The following is a 19484-nucleotide window of genomic DNA, read 5'->3' on the forward strand; positions in this document are numbered from 1 at the left end:
AGGCTCCGGGCCGTGCCCACCTTCCGCGCCATCGCCGCCCGCTGGCTTCCGCTGGCCCGGAAGGCTGCCGGGCTGGCTGACGTGCCGGCCTCTGCATTCGGCCGGGCATGGGATAAGGGAACGCCCCAGGACCGGCGCCTACTCGCGATGATTGCCCAGGTGCCCCACCCCGAGGACGTGGCCGCGCTGCCGTGGCTGAAGATCGCCCCGGCGGTCCGCCCTGTGATCGCGGCACGGGCCCGCAAGATGCACGACTGGCTGGGCGCATTCGTTGCCGAGCCGGAAGCCGACGAGGCCGGGCGATGATGCGCCTCCGTGCCCAGCCTTCGCGCCTCCGCCGCCTGCCCCCATGGCGGCCTGCAGCAGGCAGTGCCGGCACGCGCCGTGCAGATGAGGAGTTCATCGCCTACTGCCTGGCGCCCATCCCGTCCGAATGGCGCCCGGAAGTGACCGCCGGGTATGAGCTGCGGCGCACCTCCAAGGGTGAGGCCGCGGCCAACACCTGGCTTCGGGAGATCGGCGAGCGCCTGCGAGCACTCCCCTTGCCGGTGCCCCTGTCCGCCACCGATGACGACGTCCAGGCCAAGGCCGACCGCCTCGCCCGCCAAGCGTTTGAGCGCCAGAGCCCCAAGAGGGCCGCGAGCGCCTCCAATGACTTTTCCCTGATCGGCACCTATCGGGTGCTTTGCGCTTTCTGCGTCGACAACTTCATTGAGCCACCCGCCGTGAAGGACGGCACCGAGGAAGAGGTTAAGGGTGCCGTCGCTCGCATGGTTTGCCGCAAGTGGTGGCGCCGCCAGGTGGGCCGGCTGCACCAGCGCACTAAGGAAGCCTGCGCGATCGAGCTATTCGGCATCGTGCATGCCAAGAAGCAGAAGTATGTGACCAACGCCAACGTGAGGCGGTGGGAGCGGCAGAAGCGGCGCAACGCTGCTTACCTGGAGGGGCTGGAAGCGGTCAACCAACACGACTACGCAGCCACCCTTGCCGAGCTGGCCGAGAAGAGCACTGCCAACCCCGCCATCCGCCGCGGGGAGCTGTTGGCCCGCGCCCGGGGCTTCGAGGAGATCGCCCGAGGCTTGGAGCATGCAGCCTTCTTCATCACCGTTACCTGCCCCTCTGCCATGCACGCCAAGCGCGCGGTGTACCGCAAGGGGCTGCCGGTGCGGGTGCGGGACAACCCTTCTTTCGATGGCACCACGCCGCGGGAAGCACAGCAGCATCTGTGCAAGGCCTGGGCGAAGACTCGCGCTTACCTGCAGCGCCGCGGCATCCGTCTCTATGGCTTCCGGATCGCCGAGCCCCACCAGGACGGCGCCCCTCACTGGCATCTGCTGCTGTTCATGCCGGCCGCCGCCATCAGGCCGGTGCGCGAAGCCGTCACCCGCTACTTTCTGACCCAACACAGCCCGGACGAACCCGGGGCCCTGAAGAATCGGGTGAAGTTCGTGCCGATCAAGATGGACTCGGCCCATTCGGCAACGGGCTACATCCTGAAGTACATCGCCAAGAACATTGACGGCTACAAGGTGCAGCAGGATCTGTTCGGCGACGACGCCATTGAGGGCGCGGCGCGGGTGAATGCGTGGGCGTCCACGTGGGGTATCCGGCAGTTTCAGCAGGTTGGCGGCGCGCCGGTCGGCGTGTGGCGCGAGCTGCGCCGCATGGAGGCCGCGCCCGAGCATACGCCCCTGATCGAGACCGCCCGCCAGGCCGCCGACGCGGGCGACTGGGCGAGCTACGTGAAATGCCAAGGCGGGCCGGCAGTGGCCCGCAAGGATCTTGCCGTTTCCCTGGCGAAGACCCGCCCCGGCGAACAGTGGTGCCCGATTACGAAGGCGCCGGAGCCCGCTCCCCTCACCCGCTACGGTGAAACCCGCCCAGCGGGCGTGTATGGCGTGCTCGATACCCACAAGGACCGCGCCTTCGAGAGTCGCCGCTTCAAGTGGGAGATTCGCCGCGCTTCGAGCCCGGACAAAGCAAGGCCCGCCCGGGCCGCCGCGCCTTGGACTCGTGTCAATAACTGTACGCACCAGTCCTCAGCTGGGCACCAGTCCTCTGCTGGCCAATGCTGCAGTTCCCACGCTTCATCCGACAAAGCTTCGGAATGGCCCCCCATTACTTGTAGCCCCGCCTCCCGACTCACGCCGCAATTACCTTGAGGAATCCAGCCAATGTCTAACCAGCCCCCTCTTACCAACAACGAAATCATGGCTCTGCGTATAGAGCTATTCGTCGCAGAAATGCGCAGAGCTGCCCTTCACGCACAACTCGAAAGGGCTGGCGATCACGCCTTCCTCACCGCTCTCGCCAATGGGCAATCCATCACCGAAGTACCCGACTGCCTCTGAACACTTACACAGGAAAACCATGAACCACTACGCCATGCAGCCCGGCACAGCCAAACAACTGGACACCTACCGCCAAGCCCTGGCCAGGATGAACGGCGCCGACAGTGCAGAACGCAACTTCACTGTGGCCCCTTCGGTTGCACAGGCCCTTGAGACGAAGATGCAGGAAACCTCCGAGTTTCTGAGCCTGATCAACATCCAGGCCGTTGATGAAGCGGCTGGAGACCTGCTGGGACTGAACGTCTCCAGCACAATTGCTGGGCGGACGCCCACAAACGCCGTACGCATGCCCGCGGATCCAACCACTTTGGACGGAACGGGTTACCTATGCCGACAAACCGACTTCGATACGTATATCGAATACTCAAACCTAGATCAGTGGGCCAAGTTTCCCGACTTTCAGAGCCGCATTCGCAACGCCATCCTTCAGCAAATGGCGCGTGATCGGCTAATGATCGGCTGGAACGGTACCTCTGCCGCGTCCACCACCAACCGCATCGCGAACCCCCTTCTGCAGGACGTCAACATCGGTTGGATCCAGAAATTGCGCATTGCGCGACCCGGCAATGTCCTCTCCGAATGCCTCCACGGCTCCGGCAAGGTTCTGGTTGGCATGACCGGCGACTACAGCACCATCGACTCCCTCGCACGCGACGTCTTCAACAACCTGATTCCGTCCTGGTATCAGGACATGAGCTTTGGCTACGTAGCCATCATGGGCCGCGCACTGGGCGCCGACCGCCTCTTTCCCCTAATTAATGCCACTCAGCCCCCTTCTGAAATGATGGCAGCCGACGTGATCCGGTATTCGAAGAAGCTGGCCGGAACGATCCCCGTGGTTGAAGTTCCGTTCTTCCCCGAACGATCGCTGATGATCACCCCGCTGTCCAACCTTTCGATTTATTGGCAACGCGGCACTCGACGGCGTCGCGTAGTCGACAACCCCGCCCGTAATCGGATCGAGGATTACCAGTCCATCAATGAAGACTACGTAATCGAACAGCCCGATCAGTGCGTCCTCATCGAGAACATCGAGTTCATCAGCTAACCCCTCTTGGAGATCCACATGCACAACTACACCGTCAACAGCCTAAATGTGACCATGGAGGCCGCGATGAAAACCGACCGGGGGCCGGACTTCTCGTCTCTGCTGAAGAACCGCCAGCGCATCGAGGAACTAGACAAGCAATGCAGTAGGCTGAACAAAGCCATTTCCGCGGGAACAGCACACCTGGCGAAAGCGGAACGGAAGTCCGCCGAAGCCGCCCGGCTTCTCACCAAGCAAACCGAGAAGATCAAGGGCGCCCTACTGACCGGTAAAAAGCCGAACCCGGAAGACAGGATCCACTTCGAAGGCCGCATCACCGAGTTGCACGAACTCGATGATGACTTCCCCGCCAGCCCTGCGGAACTGAAGGCAGCCCTGACCGAACTTCAAGCCGAGCTTTCCTCGGTGGAGTTCGAACGTACCGAGTGCCTCCGCCGCGCCCGTCGACTCGCGCAGCAGTACTTTACGGAGAACTTCGAAGACCTCGAGATCCGCTACCAGGAACTGGTAGCGATGACCCGCGAGTGCTTGGAGCACATGCTCGTCCAGGCAGCCATGGCCGGCACCTTCTTCGACTATCAGGACCCCGAGCACCGCCGCCGCAATGGCGGCGACACCCGCAATCCCTCCATGGTCAAAGCACTCAAGTACATCCAATACACGGCCGCCATGATCAACGGCAACTGGACCGAAGGCCTGCAGATCCAGCCCGAGACTGTGTTGATCCATGCCGACCAGGACATGCAGCGCATCATCGATGGCCTGAAAGACTGGCGCGCACTCCCAGTGAACGCCATCCGCAGCCGAGCAACCGCCGACGAGACCATGAAGCAGCGTTTCGCTGCCGCTCAGGCCAATCGCCAAGCCCAAGATCTTTAAGGATAGCCGCCATGGTCGCCACCGTCTGCCCTGCCTGCGAAGGCCGGAACCCCTACGTCCGCACCAGCCGCCCGCTCAGCAAGGACGTGTCCGAACTCTACATCGTATGCACCAATCCCAAATGCCGGTGCGTCTTTGTGGCTCTGATCGAAGCAGTGCGCATCGTTGGTGAGAGCCTGCTACCGGAAAACGAGCACAACGAGTCCTATAAGGCCCTGCCGAGGGCCAATGAACGTTTCCTCGCCCGCTACCGACGGCACATTCCTACCCCTCCCGAACACGGGTGCACAGATAGTGTGCACAGATCTGCACAGGAAAGCGCACAAACCACGATCGCCCCGCCGCCAGTGCCGTTATGGCCTCCACGGCTCCGCACGGGCGCACAGAAAGCACTCGATGAAGCGGGCGGGCGTGGCGGGGTCCCGACTGCGCGCCGAGGGGTCTGATGGCCTTGCGAGGCCCTCCGATCGACCATCACCAGACCTCCACAACCGGCCCTCAAGGCCCGAGGCCGAAACTGCTACACCCGACCTTCAACCAAGGAACGAACTGAAATGACTACGACCTCCACCACCACCGCCAATGCTGGCTCTCTGACCACTGTTGAACTGGATCACCCCATCACGCGGGGTGAAACGGAGATTCGCACCGTGCAGCTGCGCAAGCCGAAGGCAGGCGAGCTGCGGGGAATCTCGCTCTCCGATCTCTTTGACATGAAGGTGGATGCCGTACTGACCACCATTCCCCGCGTGAGCACCCCCACTCTGACGGCATACGAGGTCAATCAACTCGAAGCCTCGGACCTCGCCAAGTTCTGCATTCGCCTGGTGGCAACCCTTCTGCCCGACAACGTGCAGATGGAAGTTGAACACCTGGGACTGAACTGATCCACCTCGGCAAACGGGAGCCCGTGAGCTCCCAATGCGCTGCCCTTCATCTGAAGCGAGATCTGCATGGATACCCTGCGCCTCAAAGTCATCCTCGAATCACTCGACAACGCCACCAAGCCGCTGCAGGGCATCCTCAAGGGCACCAGCGCACTGGGCAAGGCGGCCAAGGAAACCCGCGACCGCCTGCGCGACCTCAACGCGCAGAACAAGCAGCTCGAATCCTTCCGCACCACCACTGCCCGCGTTACCGAAACCGCCCAGGCCCTGCAGGCGGCACGGGACCGCGTGCGGGACCTGGGCAGCGCCATCGCCGCGGCGGAGCGCCCATCAAAGGCCCTGACCGACGAGTACAAGGCGGCCACTCGTGAGCTGCGCACCCTCACCACCGTGCATGACCGCGCTGCCCAAGCTCAACGCACGGCGACCGCCGACATGGAGCGCGCCAAGATCCCGATCAACGAGCTGGCAAACCGGCAGGCTCATCTCGCGAAGCAGATCGCCTCGGCGACCGGGCAACTGGAACGGCAGGGAGCCCAGCTTTCGAGAATTCGGGACATCCAGCGGAACTGGAAGGCAACACAGGAGATGCGAGGGCAGCTGTTGGGCGCAGGCACAGGGGCGGTCGGAACAGGAACTGCCACTGGCCTCCCTCTCCTCAAATCTGTCAAAGACTTTGCGGACCTGCAAACGGCCACCACCGATCTCAAGATCGCCATGATGGAATCCGGGAAACGCGTGCCCGAGGAGTTCGACAAGATCGCAGCCAAGGCCCGCGAACTCGGCGCCCGCCTACCGGGAACCAGCCAAGACTTCATGCTCGCCGGCAAAGCCCTGGTAGAGCAGGGCGTCAACTTCAAGAGCATCGTCGACGGCGGCTTGGAAGCCACCAGTTACCTCGCCGTACTCCTCAAGTTGGAAAAGGATCGCGCCGCCGAATTCATCGCCAAGGCCCGCGAAGTCCATGGACTGCAAGACCGCGACCTACCTGCTGGCGCCGACCTCATGCAGCGCGCCCGCATCGGCTTCGGCCTCAAGCCCGATCAGATCTACGAAGCAATGTCTTACTCGGGCACAGACATCAACATCAAGGGCCTCGTCGGCGACCTTCAGAAGATGAAGGAATACCTGGCCCTGCAAGGCATGGCCGCCGGCGTCGGGCTCGAAGGCTCCAGCTTCGGCACCAACTTCGGCCACATGCTCAAGGCCATGGCCAACGTCAACAAACTCGACGACGCTAGAGGCTCTGAAGGCAAGTACGTCCGAGATCTACTCGCCTCCAAGAACATCAAGTTCGATTTCTTCGACGCCGCCGGCCAATTTGCCGGCTTCGGCAAGATGGTTCAGGAGCTTGAGAAGCTCAAGCAGTTCAATCCCCAGCAGCAGGAACGCATCCTCAAGAAGCTATTCGACACTGAAGGCGGCCGGCCCGCCGCCATCTTCCTCAAAGGCGGCATGCAGGGGTTTCAGGACGCCATCGAGAAGATGGATAAACAGGAGAATCTAACCAACCGCGTCAACGAAGCGCTTGGCACCCTGCAGAACCGATGGGACACCCTTGGAGGCACGTTCAACGAATTCAGCACCAAGGTCGGCACCCTGCTGGAGCCTGCAGCTCAGAAAATCATGGACCTCGCGGGCCGCATGGTTGGCGGGCTGACCAAGTTCATCGATGAGTACCCGGGACTCTCCAAGGTGCTGGTGGTCGGCACCGCCCTGTTTGCCGGACTCGCGGGGGCCGTGGGGACACTCGCCCTCGCCGCCTGGGCGATCAGCGGCCCCCTGGGAATCCTGAAAACTGGCTTCGAGATCCTCGGCGTTGGCAAATACCTCCCCGACCTTGCAGCCCTGGGAAAGACGGCCCTCCCGTTCGTCAAGGATGCGCTGCTCGCCATTGCGAACATTGCCCGCGGGCATCCCGTGCTGTTGCTGATCACCACCCTGGCAGGTGCCGCTGCACTCATCTGGAAGAACTGGGACGCGATCGGCCCAAAGCTCAGCGAATGGTGGGACCGTCTCAGCAATTTCATCTCCGAGAAGATCCGCTTCATCCTGGACAAGTTTGCCGCCATCAAGCGCGCCTTCTCCTTCGATTTCAGCCAAACCGGCGCTTCAGCCCCCGTCGGAACCAAAGCACTGGTTGGAGCGGGCGCCAACCTTGTCGCACCGTCCCAACCGCTCCGGCCGGCTCTCAGCCAACCCTTCAACTACAGCGCCCCCACGACCTTCAACATCACAGCCCCCCAAGGTCAATCCCCTGAAGAGATTGCACGCGCAGTGGATCGTCGCCTGGACCAGCGTGATCGCCAGGCGCAGGCCATGCGCCGCAGCATCTTCGCTGACACCCAATGACCTCCCCAATCAGCGCTATCCGCACAGCCGATCTGCTGGGGATCAACCTCGCAGACTTGCTGAACATGGAGGCCAGCACCATCCAGCGCCTCCAATGCCGGCTGCAGAACATCGACGAAGCCACAGGACTTGATGATGAGGCAGACGTCGGGCAACTGATCACGTTTGGCTATCAAGCCGCGGCCCAAGTCGTTACCGCCCTCGAACAAGCCCAGGCCCGCCTACCCCGTGCGACGCTCCGGCTGCCTGAGTACGTGGATGACGCGATTGCCGACATCGCGCTCATCTTCCATTGGCCCCTCGATACCCTTGCAGCCCTGCCACTACCCGACCTGATCACCTGGCGGGAGCGGGCCCGCGTGCGCGCCTGCCCCGATGAATGACGCTGCGGGGGCTTGACGGCCGGATGCCATCCGACGCATGATGGCAACGCTTCCGAAACAGAGGAAGCCGGGATTGGTCTCCTGGAAACAACAAGGCGGACGCATCCGCCTACTTGGCGGATTTTTTACGTCCACCGTATGCACTGCTGCGCCTTTTCAATGGCGGGCCGTGTGGGGGAGCCGAAAGGCTCGCCGGTTCCTTGTTTCCGGTAAGACCAACTCCACATGCGCCCGCCACCCCGATTGGTCTCGGGGAGCGGGGTCTAAACCGCAAAACAAGGAGCAGCACCATGCGTCATTCCGCATCGGGCACGCACGCCCATACGCAGTCAGCGGCCAGTACCCCCGCCACGCTCAGCACCGCCGAATTTGCCGCGCTGAACCACGTCAAGCCCAACACCGTTCGTCAGCGCCTGTGCGCAACCGCCAGCTTCTACGGCGTGCGCCCGCTCAAGCTGGCGAACTCTCGCCTGCTGTGGCCTGCGCTCATCGCCACTGCCGACGGCCCGATCGCTACAAACCTGGAGGGCGGACGCTATGCGTAACACCTCGCACCTCCATCTCCGGTTGCGCTTCTACCGCGCGCTACGCCACTTTGCCGGCCCGGCACTGGCATTCCGGCTGACCCTTGCAGGGAGGACGCAAGCATGAGTGGGCGCGATCAGCAGCATCAAGTTCGGCTTGTGGTGGACAACACGCAAACCGCTCAGCTGGTCGCCAGCAGCCAGCGCCGTCGGCGCACGCCCTCGCGCAATGAAGGTTGCACAGACTGGAGCTCGGTTTTGCTCAACGAGCAGGAACAGCACTTGATTCGACTCCTGAGGTTCACGACCTACCACGGCAGAAACCTCGTGATCCAGCAGGCGATTGCTATCCGGGAATCGCATCCTTGGCGCGATGATCGGGCATCGTTCCAAACGAATATCGAAACGAGCTTTCCCGTCGAAGATCAGCGCTTCTATTCCGAGCTCAAGATCGAGAGGGATTGAGGATGAACCCAACCCCAGGACCATGGCACCGTGCCGGGCATCGCACCATCGCTGCCGGCACGGGGCCCAATGCGGTAACGATCTGCGAAATATTTTCAGGCGGCGTAGGCATTGAGCAGGCTGATCAGAATGAAGCGCTGATCGAACTTGCTCCCGAGATGCTGACCATCCTTAGGCAAATCACCGCGGAGATCGACAAAGGCGCCGTCAGCCTGCCCTACCCCACGTGGGGCAAGTTGATCGAGGTGCTGAGCAAGGCGCCGAGGGGAGCGGGATCATGAGCCCCCATTCCCCTCAACTGATTGCCATGACCGATGCCGAACTCGACGCACTGCACGGCACCGGCCCACTCGCCTTTCAGACCTACATCCTGCTGCGCGCCTGGATGGACTTCAGCACCGGAATCACCGGCCGACGCCGCGCCGTCAGCCTGGGCATGCTCCGGACGTACTGCGAGACCCACACCCCGAGAGGGGGTGGGCTCCAGATCGAGCAGCCCAGCGAAAAGGCAGTTCGAACGGCACTGGATCGCCTCATTCGCGTCGGGCTTCTGCGCCGCCTAAGCGGAGAACGACTTACTTTTTTGCTTCCTCTGGCCCTCGTCGCCTCGGCACGTCCAGAACAAACCCGGCACGGTGGCGGCACGTATCTATCCACAGGAAACAGCAACGTGAAAGCCGCGCCAGCACAGGAAAAGCTCGAAGACTCTGGGCCGGTTCACGCGATCTGCCAATGGCCGAACTGGGCACACATCAGGTATCAGGAAAATCTAAAACCCACCGGCCCCGCTGTGGATAAATCGCCACCTCCGCCATATGGCTCGGCAGCAGCAACACACACGGCACGAAAAGCAGGCCTCGATACGAACCGACTGCTTCAGTTGGGCGTGCAACTCGGCAAACCACCTCGCCCCGGCGAAAGCTGGACCGATTATCGGGAACGACTGCTTGCAGCCCGTCCTGCTCACCGAACCACCAACCGGGGATAGATACACCATGACCGATGACACAGACGCCTCTTCAACGCATGCGATTTTTCCAGGGCAGGAAAGGGACGATGCTCGGCTCGCCCTGATCCGCTGGATCGCTGCACAGCTTGTCGACCAATGCCTTGCGGAAGCAGCAACACTGAGCCAGGAGACACCTGATGATGAGAATTGCGATTTACGCTAGGTTCAGCACCGATCGACAACGGGAAACATCGTTGGAGGATCAGGCACGAGTTTGCCAAACCTACGCTCAATCCCGAGGCTGGCCAGCAGCACATGCCATGTATTCGGATGAAGGAACATCCGGAACGACGCCCGTCATCCAACGCCAAGGGGGCGCCCGTCTCATTACCGACGCGCTGGCAGGCCGCTTCGAAGTCTTGATTGTCGAGGGCCTGGACCGTCTGTCCCGCGATCAGGTGGAGCAGGAACGCACCGTACGACGCCTGGAGCACCGAGGCATCCACATCATCGGCGTGGCCGACGGGTATGACTCGGAATCCGCCGGCCGCAAGATCCACCGCACCATGCGCGGGCTTATCAATGAGATCTACCTGGATGACCTGCGCCACAAAACCCATCGCGGCCTGGCTGGCCAGCTCTCGCGCGGTGGCCACGCCGGCGGCCTGTCCTACGGCTACCGGAGTGTGCCTGCCGGTGAGATCCACAAGCTGGAGATCGTGGAGGCCGAGGCGGAGCACGTACGCTGGATCTATGCGCAGTATGCGGACGGCTGGAGTTGCCAGCGGATCGCGGCAGATCTCAACGTCCGCGGCATCAAGACGGGTCGTGGCTCGACGTGGGCAGTGTCGGCACTCTACGGCTCTCCAGCCAAGGGCTCAGGCATGTTGTGCAATGAGATCTATAGAGGGCGTCTGATCTGGAACCGCTCCCAATGGGTGAAGGACCCGGATAGCGGCAAACGCATACGCACAGAACGCCCACAGGACGAGTGGTATGTGGAAGAGCGGCCAGAGCTGCGTATCGTGAGCGATGAGCTGTGGTCCGCAGTCCGATCCCGGATGGGGCGACCAACGGGCCAAGGCGGAAGCAGCGGCCACGGATGCCAGCCCCGAACCCTGTTCGGCGGCTTGCTGCGCTGTGGATTCTGCGGCGGCGCCGTGGTGGCCACTAGTGCCCGGCATTACGGGTGCGTGGCGCGGAAGGATCGCGGAGAGAGCGTATGCAGGGGTGTAACGGCCTTCAGGAAGGACGTCGACGCCGCACTCCTGAATGCAATCCGGGAAGAGCTCATGACCCCCGCTTCTCTCGAAATTCTAAAGGCCTCGGTAGGCGAGATCCTGGAAGACCGACAGCGGAGCATCAGGAGTCATGCCACTTCATCGAGCGGCCGACGAAAAGAACTTGATGCAGAGATTCAACGATTGGTCGATGCCATAGCCGCGGTTGGCATATCGCCAGCCCTTCGCGATCGACTTCAACAAGCTGAATCGGAGCTGGCGCAGCTGATAGCCATTCAGTCCGTAGGCGTCCCCCAGCAAACCATCTCCGCCGAAGCCGTTCTCACGCGATACCCGAAAGCGTTCGAAGACTTGGCAAGCATGCTGCAGTCGGACGTGCAGAAAGCCAGAGAGCACCTTCGCAGACTGATTGGCAGGCCTGTATTGAGAGCCGAAGCGGGGGATGTGCTGCTCGAGACATGGGCAGGTCGCTACGTTTTGCCGGGCAAAAAACAACCCAATGACCAGCACTGAAAGACAAAGGGCGGTCGATCCGCAGATCAACCGCCCTTTATCCCTATTCACCGTCCGTCTTCGAAGAGGACAGGTGAAAGATAAGCCACAGCAGAACGAACTTCAAGGAAATTCGCGTACACAGCGGGTACACAGGCCCAACTTGCACAGATTCAGAACAAAAATATCGCCACTAAGCCTCTGATTTTTCTGAATTCACACCCGAGGAAACAGGAATCTCTACAAGATCCATGATCCTTTCGATTTCAGTCAGCGGAGGCAACTCGGTGAGACTTCTCAAACCGAGATCCTCCAGGAATTTTCTGGTCGTGGCGTACAAGCCGGGCCGCCCTGGCGTATCCCGGTAACCCACCACGTCCACCCACCCTCGGGATTCGAGGGTTTTCAATACACTGCTCGACACCACCACTCCGCGGATATCCTCGATATCGCCACGGGTTACTGGTTGCCGGTAGGCGATTATCGCCAAGGTTTCAAGCACCGCCCGGGAATACCTGGGCGGCCGCTCCTGCTTGAGCCGGTCGAGATACACCTGGTATTCAAGGCGGGTCTGAAAGCGCCAGCCGCCGGCTGTCTGCACCAGTTCCACGCCCTTGCCCTGCCAGTCCTCCACCAGCTCGGCCAGCAGGCGACGCACCAACTCGCCCCCGGGGTCCGGCTCGAACAGCTGCCTCAACTCGCTCACCCGCAAGGGCGAACTTGCCGCCAGCAGGGCTGTTTCGAGCACCAGCTTGAACTGCTCAGGCGTCTGCACGCTCACTATAGGCACGCTTCACGTAAATCGGTGCAAAGGCCTCGTTCTGGGTCACCACCACCAGGCGCTCCTTCACCAGTTCAAGGGTGGCCAGAAAACTGACCACCAGCCCGGCAACGCCCAGCGTGGGATCGAACAGGGATTCAAATACTACGAATGCATCGTCCTGCAACTTTCGCAGGATCAAAGTCATGTGCTCACGCACCGACAGCTCTTCCCGCTGGATCGTATGGTGCCGCCGAAGACGGCTTTGCCGGGCAATTTTGAGCCAGGCCAGCTGCAGATCATGCAGACTCACCTCTGGCAGCCGCTCGATGACCTTCTCGGCCACAAACACGCCGACCCACTCGAAATCGCGCTCGACCCGCGGCACGGCGTCCAGCCGCGCCGCAGCCATCTTGATCTGCTCGTATTCGAGTAGCCGGCGCACCAACTCAGCCCGCGGGTCGACTTCCTCGGCTTCGTCAGCCCGCGGCGGCCGCGGCAACAACATCCGCGACTTGATCTCAAGCAGCGTAGCCGCCATCAGCAGATAATCCGCCGCCAGTTCCAGATTGTGCTGCCGCATCGCTTCCACGTATTCCAGATATTGCGCCGTGAGCGGCACCATCGGAATGTCGAGGACGTTGATGTTGGCCTTGCGGATCAGGTACAGCAGCAGATCGAGCGGCCCCTCGAACGCTTCGAGAATGACCTCCAGCGCATCGGGCGGAATATATAGATCCTTGGGCACGGCAAAGATCGGCTGACCATACATCCGGCCTACCGCCCCATCCGGTGGCTCGGCGGCAGGCGCCAGATCCAGCGGCGAGGTCAGCTCCCCACCCACGCCGTTCACCTTAGCACGCGGGGGACCCACGTCCCAAGCCGGGCCCCACTCCGCATTCGCGCCACCATCAGTTGTAGCTCAAGCCCATCGAGTCACGCACGTCACGCATGGTTTCCTGGGCCAGCTTGCGGGCCTTGTCGCAACCGTCGGCAACAATGCTGCGCACCAGCGAAGGATCGTCCAGATACGGCTGAGCACGCTCGCGCATCACGTCCTGCTCCTTCAGCACCGCATCGATGACCGGCTGCTTGCACTCGATGCAGCCGATGCCGGCGCTGGTGCACCCCTGGGTCACCCAGTTGCGGGTCGTCTCGTCGGAGTAGATCACGTGAAACTGCCACACCGGGCACTTCTCCGGGTTGCCGGGATCGGTGCGACGCACACGGGCCGGATCGGTCTGCATGGTACGGATCTTCTTCGACACCAAATCGGCCTCTTCACGCAGGAAGATCGTGTTGCCGTAGGACTTGGACATCTTCTGGCCATCCAGGCCGGGCATCCGCGACGCCTCGGTGAGCAGCGCATCCGGCTCGACAAGGATCACCTTGCCGCTACCCTCCAGGTAACCATACAGACGCTCCCGGTCGCCCAGCGACAGGTTCTGCGTTTCCTCCAGCAATGCCTTGCCGAGGGCAAGACCTTCCTCATCACCATTCTGCTGGAAGCGGGTGCGGAATTCTTCATACAGCTTGGCGCGCTTGGAGCCCAGCTTCTTCACCGCCTCCTTGGCCTTCTCCTCGAAGCCAGGCTCACGGCCATACATATGATTGAAGCGACGGGCCAGCTCGCGCGTGAATTCCACGTGGGGCAGCTGGTCCTCGCCGACCGGCACCTTGTCGGCGCGGTAGATCAGGATGTCGGCACTCATCAGCAGCGGATAGCCGAGGAAGCCGTAGGTGGACAGATCCTTGTGCACCAGCTTTTCCTGCTGGTCCTTGTAGGTCGGCACCCGCTCCAGCCAGCCCAGCGGTGTCATCATCGACATCAGCAGATGCAGCTCGGCGTGCTCGGGCACGCGGGACTGGATGAAGATCGTCGCCTGGGACGGATCGACGCCCGCCGCCAGCCAGTCGACAATCATGTCCCACACGCTGTTTTCGATGCCACGAGGATTATCGTAATCGGTGGTCAGCGCATGCCAGTCGGCCGCGAAGAACAGGCAGGGATACTCGGCCTGCAGCTTGACCCAGTTTTTCAGCACACCGTGGTAGTGGCCGAGGTGGAGCCGCCCGGTGGGGCGCATGCCGGAAAGGACGCGTTCAGCGAACATGGGATATCAGAGTCCAAAAACGATTGCGATAGCAAAACGGAACAAGGCCACCAGCGGTCCGAGAATGTCACCCAGGACACCGGTGAACAGCAACAACAGCAGGATCGGAAAGCCGTAGGGCTCGATCTGCGCAAATTTGTAGGCCAGCCTCGCCGGCAGCAGGCTGACCATGATGCGGCCGCCATCAAGGGGCGGCAGCGGCACCAGGTTCAGGAACATCAGCACTGCATTGATCTGGATGCCGGCATCGGCCATCTTGGCCATCGGCAGTGCATAGACATTATCCGGGGCAGCGACCGCCAGCCGGAACAGCAGCGCCCACCCGAAGGCCATCACCAGGTTGGCCAACGGCCCCGCGGCCGCCACCCACAACATGTCTGCCTTTGGGTTGCGCAACCGCCCGAAATTGACCGGCACCGGCTTGGCCCAGCCAAACAGCATTGGCGAGCCGCCCGCCAGCGCACTCACCGCGACGATCAGACCAGGCACCAGCACCGTGCCCACCGGATCGATGTGACGCAGCGGATTGAGACTGATCCGCCCGGCCAGCTCCGCCGTCGTGTCGCCGAAATGACGCGCCACATAGCCGTGGGCCGCCTCATGCAACGTGATGGCAAAGAGAACGGGCAAGGCCCAGATGGTCAGGGTGGTGATCAGTTCTTGCATAGCGTACGCCGCCGACGGCCGGCGATTCTAACAGAGCCGCAAGCCGTCACCCGCGTCGCGCATGCAGCAACGCAGGAAAGCAGGCCTTGCACGCGATTCACAGTCCGAAGGGCTCGAGACTGCCTCGCCCCTCGCGTACCAGCTCGGGCACGCCACTGGTGAGGTCGATGACCGTCGTCGCCTCGCCGCGACAGGCGCCCGCCTCGATCACCAGGTCCACATCCTTTTCGAGACGGTCACGGATTTCCTCGGCGTCGGTCAGCGGATGCTCCTCGTCCGGCAGCAGGAGGGTCGAACTCAACATCGGCTCGCCCAGTTCGGCAAGCAGCGCCGACACCACCGGATGATCCGGAATGCGGATGCCGATGGTCTTGCGCTTCGGATGAAGGACGCGTCGCGGCAGCTCCTTGGTCCCTTCGAGGATGAAGGTATAGGGCCCCGGCGTGGTGGCCTTCAGCAGGCGGTACTGGGTATTGTCCACGCGCGCATAAGTGGCGATTTCCGACAGATCGCGGCACAGCAGCGTGAACTGATGGCGCTCGTCCACATCGCGGATACGCCGGATGCGCGCCAGCAACGGGCTGTCGCCAGTACGTCCACCAAGGGCGTAGGCCGAATCGGTAGGAAAGGCGATGAGGCCGCCATCCCGCATGATCTGCGCGGCCTGCTTGATCAGCCGCGGCTGGGGTTGTTCAGGATGAACGGAAAAAAACTGGGCCATGATTCAGACAAGGACAATGAAATTTACACCAGGCGCGTCCACACCGGTGTGAGGTCGGAAGGTAGCGGCGGCGCCCGCCCCAAGTCGATGGGGCTGTCTTCCGGACCGTGGAAATCCGAGGCCCGCGACGCCAGCAGGCCAAATTTTCGAGCCAGGCGGGCGAAAGCCAACACCTGCCCACCATCGTGGGCACCACAGGATACTTCGACAGCATCGCCCCCCTGATCCCGGAAGGTCTCCAGCAGGATATCCATCTCGGCGTGACTCAGGCGATAACGCCCCGGATGGGCAATCACCGCCAATCCACCAGCGCCCTTGATCCAGCCGACGGCATCTTCCAGAGTCGCCCATATATGTTCCACATACCCCGGCTTCCCGCGGGCCAGATAATGCAGGAAGACATCGTGGACATTCTTGGCGCAGCCCTTCTCGACCAGAAAGCGGGCGAAATGGGCACGACTCACCAGGGCCGGATTGCCGGCATAAGCCAGCGCACCTTCCAGCGCCCCGGCAATGCCGATCCGCTCCAGCTCGGCGGCGATGCGCGCGGCCCGGCCATCCCGACCACCGCGTACCTGGGCCAGCCCGGCGACGAGGGCCGGATTGCCCGGATCGATACCCAGCCCGACCATATGCACCGTCTGATCCAGCCACGACACCGAGATCTCGACCCCGGGCACGAAACGCAAACCGACCTTAGCGGCCTCGGCCGTCGCCTCGGCAAGGCCAAGCAACTCATCGTGATCCGTCAGCGCCAGCAGATCCACGCCATTGGCCTTGGCGCGACAGACAACCTCCGCCGGCGCCAACGTTCCATCGGAGGCCGTGGAGTGACAGTGCAGATCGGCGTTCAAAGCATTCATGGCGTATTCGACAACAAAAAGGTCTCGATGATCCGCGCGACGAGTTCCGGCCGATCATGGTGCAGGTTATGGCCAGAGTCCGGAACCTCGACCTCCTGAAAGCGGCGGAAACAGGCCTTGCCTTCCGCATGCGCTTCATCACTGACGCCGAGCCGCCGACGCAGCGCGGGGTCGGCCGGCTCGATCCACAAGGTACTCGCAGTTACCCTGCGCCAGCAAGCGAGGGCCTCTGCCCGCCGATAAGGAACCGGATTTATCCGACGATGGGCAGGATCGCCAGCCATCCGGATGCCATCCTCGCCATCGGGCTCGCCAAGATGCTCGGCCAGGAACAAGGCCTTGTCCGGCGTCAGCCGTGGATTGTCCGCCTGCAGCCTGGCAGCGAGTACGTGCCGGTCCGGATAGCCGCGAAAAGCGGAGTCGGACTCAAGCTGCAGCAACCATTTTTCCAATCTGCCCGGCGCGCCGTCGGGCAGATTGTCCGCCAGGCCGAAAGCATCAAGTGCAATGAGCGTGGCGACCCGGTTCGGCCTGACCCCAGCATACTGGCAGGCGACATTGCCACCCAGGCTATGGCCGATGAGGGTCACAGGCTGATCCGGCACCACGACACGCAGAATCGCATCCAGGTCGGCCAGATAGTCCGGATACCAGTAGGCGTCGCAGCCAGCCCATTCCGTCTGGCCGAAACCGCGCCAGTCAGGCGCAATCACATGCCATTCGGCTTTCAGGGCATCGACGACGAACTGGAAGGAGGCCGACACATCCATCCAGCCATGCAGCATGACGAGCTTCGGGGCGCCGTCGCGCCCCCACTCACGCAGGTGGTAGCGCAGGCCACGAATGCCGACGAAACGGCTTCTGGAAGGGATCATCCGCAATAGTGTATCAGACCCTTGTCGCGCCTCGCCCTCGATGGTAAGGTGCGCGCCGTCGTGTGGGAGAGCGTTCGCCGGCCTGATGCCGCGAACCGCCGAAGGCGCAACCCCCGGAACCGCTCAGGCAAAAGGACCGCCGACGAATCAAGAATCTGGAGAGCGATGCCCCCTGCCCACCGCGCAGGCCGCATCCACCGAAGGGGCACGCAGAAGGTCGAGACCGCTGCAATCTCTCAGGTACAAAGGACAGATGGGGCCGAAGCGAATTCACGTCGCATCGGCCCCTTTGCTTTTCTACACTGGAACGATTGTCACGGAGAGCCCCATGGCCCAACAAACCCCGCTTCACGCCTCCCATATTGCCGCCGGCGCCCGCATGGTCGATTTCGCCGGCTGGGACATGCCAGTCAACTACGGCTCGCAGATCGAGGAACACCATGCGGTGCGTCGCGACGCCGGCATGTTCGACGTTTCCCACATGCTCGCCCTCGACCTAGAAGGCGCTGACGCCAAGGCGTTCCTGCGCGGCCTGATCGCCAACGATGTGGCCAAGCTCACCGAATCCGGCAAGGCCCTGTACTCGTGCATGCTCAACGAACAGGGCGGCGTCATCGACGACCTGATCGTCTATTTCCTGTCCGACACAAGCTACCGCATCGTCGTCAATGCCGGCACAGCCGACAAGGACGTAGCCTGGATGCAGCAGCGCCTCGCCGCCACCGGCACACAGGCCAAGCTCTGCGTGCGCCGCGACCTGGCGATGATTGCCGTGCAAGGCCCCAACGCCCGCGCCAAGACCTGGGCCGCCCTTCCCGGCGCCGAGGCTGCATCCGCTGGCCTCAAGGTGTTCCAGGCCGCAGCTTTCGGCGACATCTTCATCGCCCGCACCGGCTACACCGGCGAGCACGGTTTTGAGCTGACCCTGCCGGTCGCCAAGGCCGCCGCCACCTGGGACGCCCTCGCCGCCGCGGGCGTCAAGCCCTGTGGCCTCGGCGCCCGCGACACCCTGCGCCTGGAAGCCGGCATGGCCCTCTACGGCAACGACATGGACGAGTCGGTTTCCCCGCTGGATGCCGGCCTGGCCTGGACGGTGGACTTGAAAGACGAAAGCCGCGACTTTGTCGGCAGGGCCGCCCTCGTCGCCAAAAGCGCCAGCAAGCAGACCTTGGGCCTGATCCTCGAAGACAAGGGCGTGCTGCGCTCGCACCAGAAGGTGATCGCCGCCCAGGGCGAGGGCGAAACCACCAGCGGCACTTTCTCGCCGACACTGGAAAAATCCATCGCGCTGGCCCGCCTGCCGCTCGGCGTAGCAGCCGGCGACGCGGTCGAAGTGGAAATCCGCGGCAAGCGCCTCAAGGCCCGTGTGGTAAAAGCCCCCTTTGCCCGCAACGGCAAAGCACTGGCCTGACGCCCGGCCGACTTCGTTCCCTATTCCCTTTATCGACTTGAACAAGGACATACCATGAGCACTCCCGCGAACCTGCGCTACACCGCCTCCCACGAATGGGTCCGCGTCGAAGCGGACGGCACGCTGACAATCGGCATCACCGACCACGCCCAGGAAGCCCTCGGCGATGTGGTCTTTCTCGAATTGCCGGAAGCCGGCCGCGTCGTCGCCCAAGAAGAGGCCATCGCCGTGATCGAGTCCGTCAAGGCCGCCTCCGACATCTACGCGCCGGTCGCCGGCGAGATTCTCGAAGCCAACCAGGCCGCCGTGGATGCCCCGGAGGCTGTCAATGCCGACGCCTACGCCGCCTGGCTGTTCAAGATCAAGCCGGCCAACGCCGCCGACGTGGATGGCCTGCTCGACGCCGCCGGCTACGAAGCCTCCATCGGCTGATCACCCCTTCGCGGGCGCGCCCGGTCGGCGCGCCCCACCCTGCTGTTGCTGTAACCCAACCCGAGTTTCTC

Annotated in this window: 23 protein-coding genes and 1 riboswitch; of the genes, 16 read left to right on the forward strand and 7 right to left on the reverse strand. The window is 62.6% G+C overall.

Features of this window, described 5'->3' with window-relative positions:
- The first annotated feature begins 12 nt into the window (after positions 1-12).
- From B4920_RS05170 to B4920_RS05225, 14 genes are all read left to right on the forward strand, one after another.
- Positions 13-306, forward strand: coding sequence for a hypothetical protein (locus tag B4920_RS05170; RefSeq protein WP_079433552.1), 294 nt, complete (start codon positions 13-15; stop codon positions 304-306).
- The gene (locus B4920_RS05175) at positions 303-2162 is read left to right on the forward strand and encodes a replication endonuclease (protein WP_079433553.1); all 1860 of its coding nucleotides are present in this window, start codon (positions 303-305) and stop codon (positions 2160-2162) included. The genes B4920_RS05170 and B4920_RS05175 overlap by 4 nt, the downstream gene beginning before the upstream one ends.
- A 208-nt stretch (positions 2163-2370) precedes the next feature.
- A complete protein-coding gene (locus B4920_RS05180) occupies positions 2371-3399 on the forward strand; it encodes a phage major capsid protein, P2 family (protein WP_216819752.1) in 1029 nt (342 codons plus the stop codon).
- An 18-nt stretch (positions 3400-3417) separates the two neighbouring features.
- Positions 3418-4278, forward strand: coding sequence for a hypothetical protein (locus tag B4920_RS05185; protein WP_079433554.1), 861 nt, complete (start codon positions 3418-3420; stop codon positions 4276-4278).
- Between the two features lie 11 nt (positions 4279-4289).
- Positions 4290-4724, forward strand: coding sequence for an ogr/Delta-like zinc finger family protein (locus B4920_RS30895; protein WP_079433555.1), 435 nt, complete (start codon positions 4290-4292; stop codon positions 4722-4724).
- A 108-nt stretch (positions 4725-4832) separates the two neighbouring features.
- Positions 4833-5165, forward strand: a complete 333-nt coding sequence (locus tag B4920_RS05195; RefSeq protein WP_079433556.1) for a phage tail assembly protein — start codon at positions 4833-4835, stop codon at positions 5163-5165.
- A 66-nt stretch (positions 5166-5231) separates the two neighbouring features.
- Entirely contained in the window at positions 5232-7517 is a 2286-nt protein-coding gene (locus B4920_RS05200) for a phage tail tape measure protein (protein ID WP_079433557.1), read from the forward strand.
- Complete coding sequence (locus B4920_RS30340) at positions 7514-7900, forward strand: GpE family phage tail protein (protein ID WP_254050833.1); 387 nt, start codon at positions 7514-7516, stop codon at positions 7898-7900. Before B4920_RS05200 ends, B4920_RS30340 begins: the two co-directional genes overlap by 4 nt.
- A gap of 290 nt (positions 7901-8190) precedes the next feature.
- On the forward strand, positions 8191-8445 hold the full coding sequence (locus tag B4920_RS05210) for a hypothetical protein (protein ID WP_079433558.1): 255 nt from the start codon (positions 8191-8193) through the stop codon (positions 8443-8445).
- 102 nt (positions 8446-8547) lie between these two features.
- Positions 8548-8889 carry a hypothetical protein gene (locus tag B4920_RS05215; RefSeq protein ID WP_079433559.1) on the forward strand — a complete coding sequence of 114 codons (342 nt, stop codon included), beginning with the start codon at positions 8548-8550 and terminating at the stop codon, positions 8887-8889.
- Positions 8890-8891: 2 nt separating this feature from the next.
- On the forward strand, positions 8892-9170 hold the full coding sequence (locus tag B4920_RS05220; RefSeq protein ID WP_079433560.1) for a hypothetical protein: 279 nt from the start codon (positions 8892-8894) through the stop codon (positions 9168-9170).
- A complete protein-coding gene (locus B4920_RS28650; protein WP_139379429.1) occupies positions 9167-9877 on the forward strand; it encodes a hypothetical protein in 711 nt (236 codons plus the stop codon). The genes B4920_RS05220 and B4920_RS28650 overlap by 4 nt, the downstream gene beginning before the upstream one ends.
- A gap of 7 nt (positions 9878-9884) precedes the next feature.
- The gene (locus B4920_RS29440; RefSeq protein WP_161493241.1) at positions 9885-10061 is read left to right on the forward strand and encodes a hypothetical protein; all 177 of its coding nucleotides are present in this window, start codon (positions 9885-9887) and stop codon (positions 10059-10061) included.
- Positions 10039-11592: a recombinase family protein gene (locus tag B4920_RS05225; protein WP_254050843.1), complete on the forward strand. Its 1554-nt coding sequence runs from the start codon at positions 10039-10041 to the stop codon at positions 11590-11592. The genes B4920_RS29440 and B4920_RS05225 overlap by 23 nt, the downstream gene beginning before the upstream one ends.
- 172 nt (positions 11593-11764) lie before the next feature.
- On the opposite strand, the gene scpB is transcribed toward B4920_RS05225, so the two are convergent.
- The 7 genes from scpB to B4920_RS05260 form a co-directional block, all read right to left on the reverse strand.
- Complete coding sequence (gene scpB / locus B4920_RS05230) at positions 11765-12352, reverse strand: SMC-Scp complex subunit ScpB (RefSeq protein WP_088179384.1); 588 nt, start codon at positions 12350-12352, stop codon at positions 11765-11767.
- Entirely contained in the window at positions 12333-13103 is a 771-nt protein-coding gene (locus B4920_RS05235; protein ID WP_079433562.1) for a ScpA family protein, read from the reverse strand. The genes scpB and B4920_RS05235 overlap by 20 nt, the downstream gene beginning before the upstream one ends.
- A gap of 139 nt (positions 13104-13242) precedes the next feature.
- Positions 13243-14445 carry a tryptophan--tRNA ligase gene (locus tag B4920_RS05240; RefSeq protein WP_079433563.1) on the reverse strand — a complete coding sequence of 401 codons (1203 nt, stop codon included), beginning with the start codon at positions 14443-14445 and terminating at the stop codon, positions 13243-13245.
- 6 nt (positions 14446-14451) lie between these two features.
- Positions 14452-15111 carry a site-2 protease family protein gene (locus B4920_RS05245; protein ID WP_079433564.1) on the reverse strand — a complete coding sequence of 220 codons (660 nt, stop codon included), beginning with the start codon at positions 15109-15111 and terminating at the stop codon, positions 14452-14454.
- A 97-nt stretch (positions 15112-15208) separates the two neighbouring features.
- Positions 15209-15832, reverse strand: a complete 624-nt coding sequence (locus tag B4920_RS05250) for an L-threonylcarbamoyladenylate synthase (RefSeq protein ID WP_079433565.1) — start codon at positions 15830-15832, stop codon at positions 15209-15211.
- 23 nt (positions 15833-15855) lie between these two features.
- The gene (locus B4920_RS05255; protein WP_079433566.1) at positions 15856-16695 is read right to left on the reverse strand and encodes a 3',5'-nucleoside bisphosphate phosphatase; all 840 of its coding nucleotides are present in this window, start codon (positions 16693-16695) and stop codon (positions 15856-15858) included.
- Positions 16692-17570, reverse strand: coding sequence for an alpha/beta fold hydrolase (locus B4920_RS05260; RefSeq protein WP_079433567.1), 879 nt, complete (start codon positions 17568-17570; stop codon positions 16692-16694). The genes B4920_RS05255 and B4920_RS05260 overlap by 4 nt, the downstream gene beginning before the upstream one ends.
- Before the next feature lie 53 nt (positions 17571-17623).
- Positions 17624-17718: riboswitch (glycine riboswitch) on the forward strand.
- 180 nt (positions 17719-17898) lie between these two features.
- Between B4920_RS05260 and gcvT the strand changes: the two genes are divergently transcribed.
- Together gcvT and gcvH are read left to right on the forward strand one after the other, a co-directional pair.
- Complete coding sequence (gcvT, locus tag B4920_RS05265; protein ID WP_079433568.1) at positions 17899-18981, forward strand: glycine cleavage system aminomethyltransferase GcvT; 1083 nt, start codon at positions 17899-17901, stop codon at positions 18979-18981.
- A gap of 54 nt (positions 18982-19035) precedes the next feature.
- On the forward strand, positions 19036-19413 hold the full coding sequence (gcvH, locus tag B4920_RS05270; RefSeq protein ID WP_079433569.1) for a glycine cleavage system protein GcvH: 378 nt from the start codon (positions 19036-19038) through the stop codon (positions 19411-19413).
- Positions 19414-19484 lie beyond the last annotated feature (71 nt).

It is taken from the genome of Zoogloea sp. LCSB751 (assembly GCF_002028455.1).
Taxonomy (GTDB): Bacteria; Pseudomonadota; Gammaproteobacteria; order Burkholderiales; family Rhodocyclaceae; genus Zoogloea.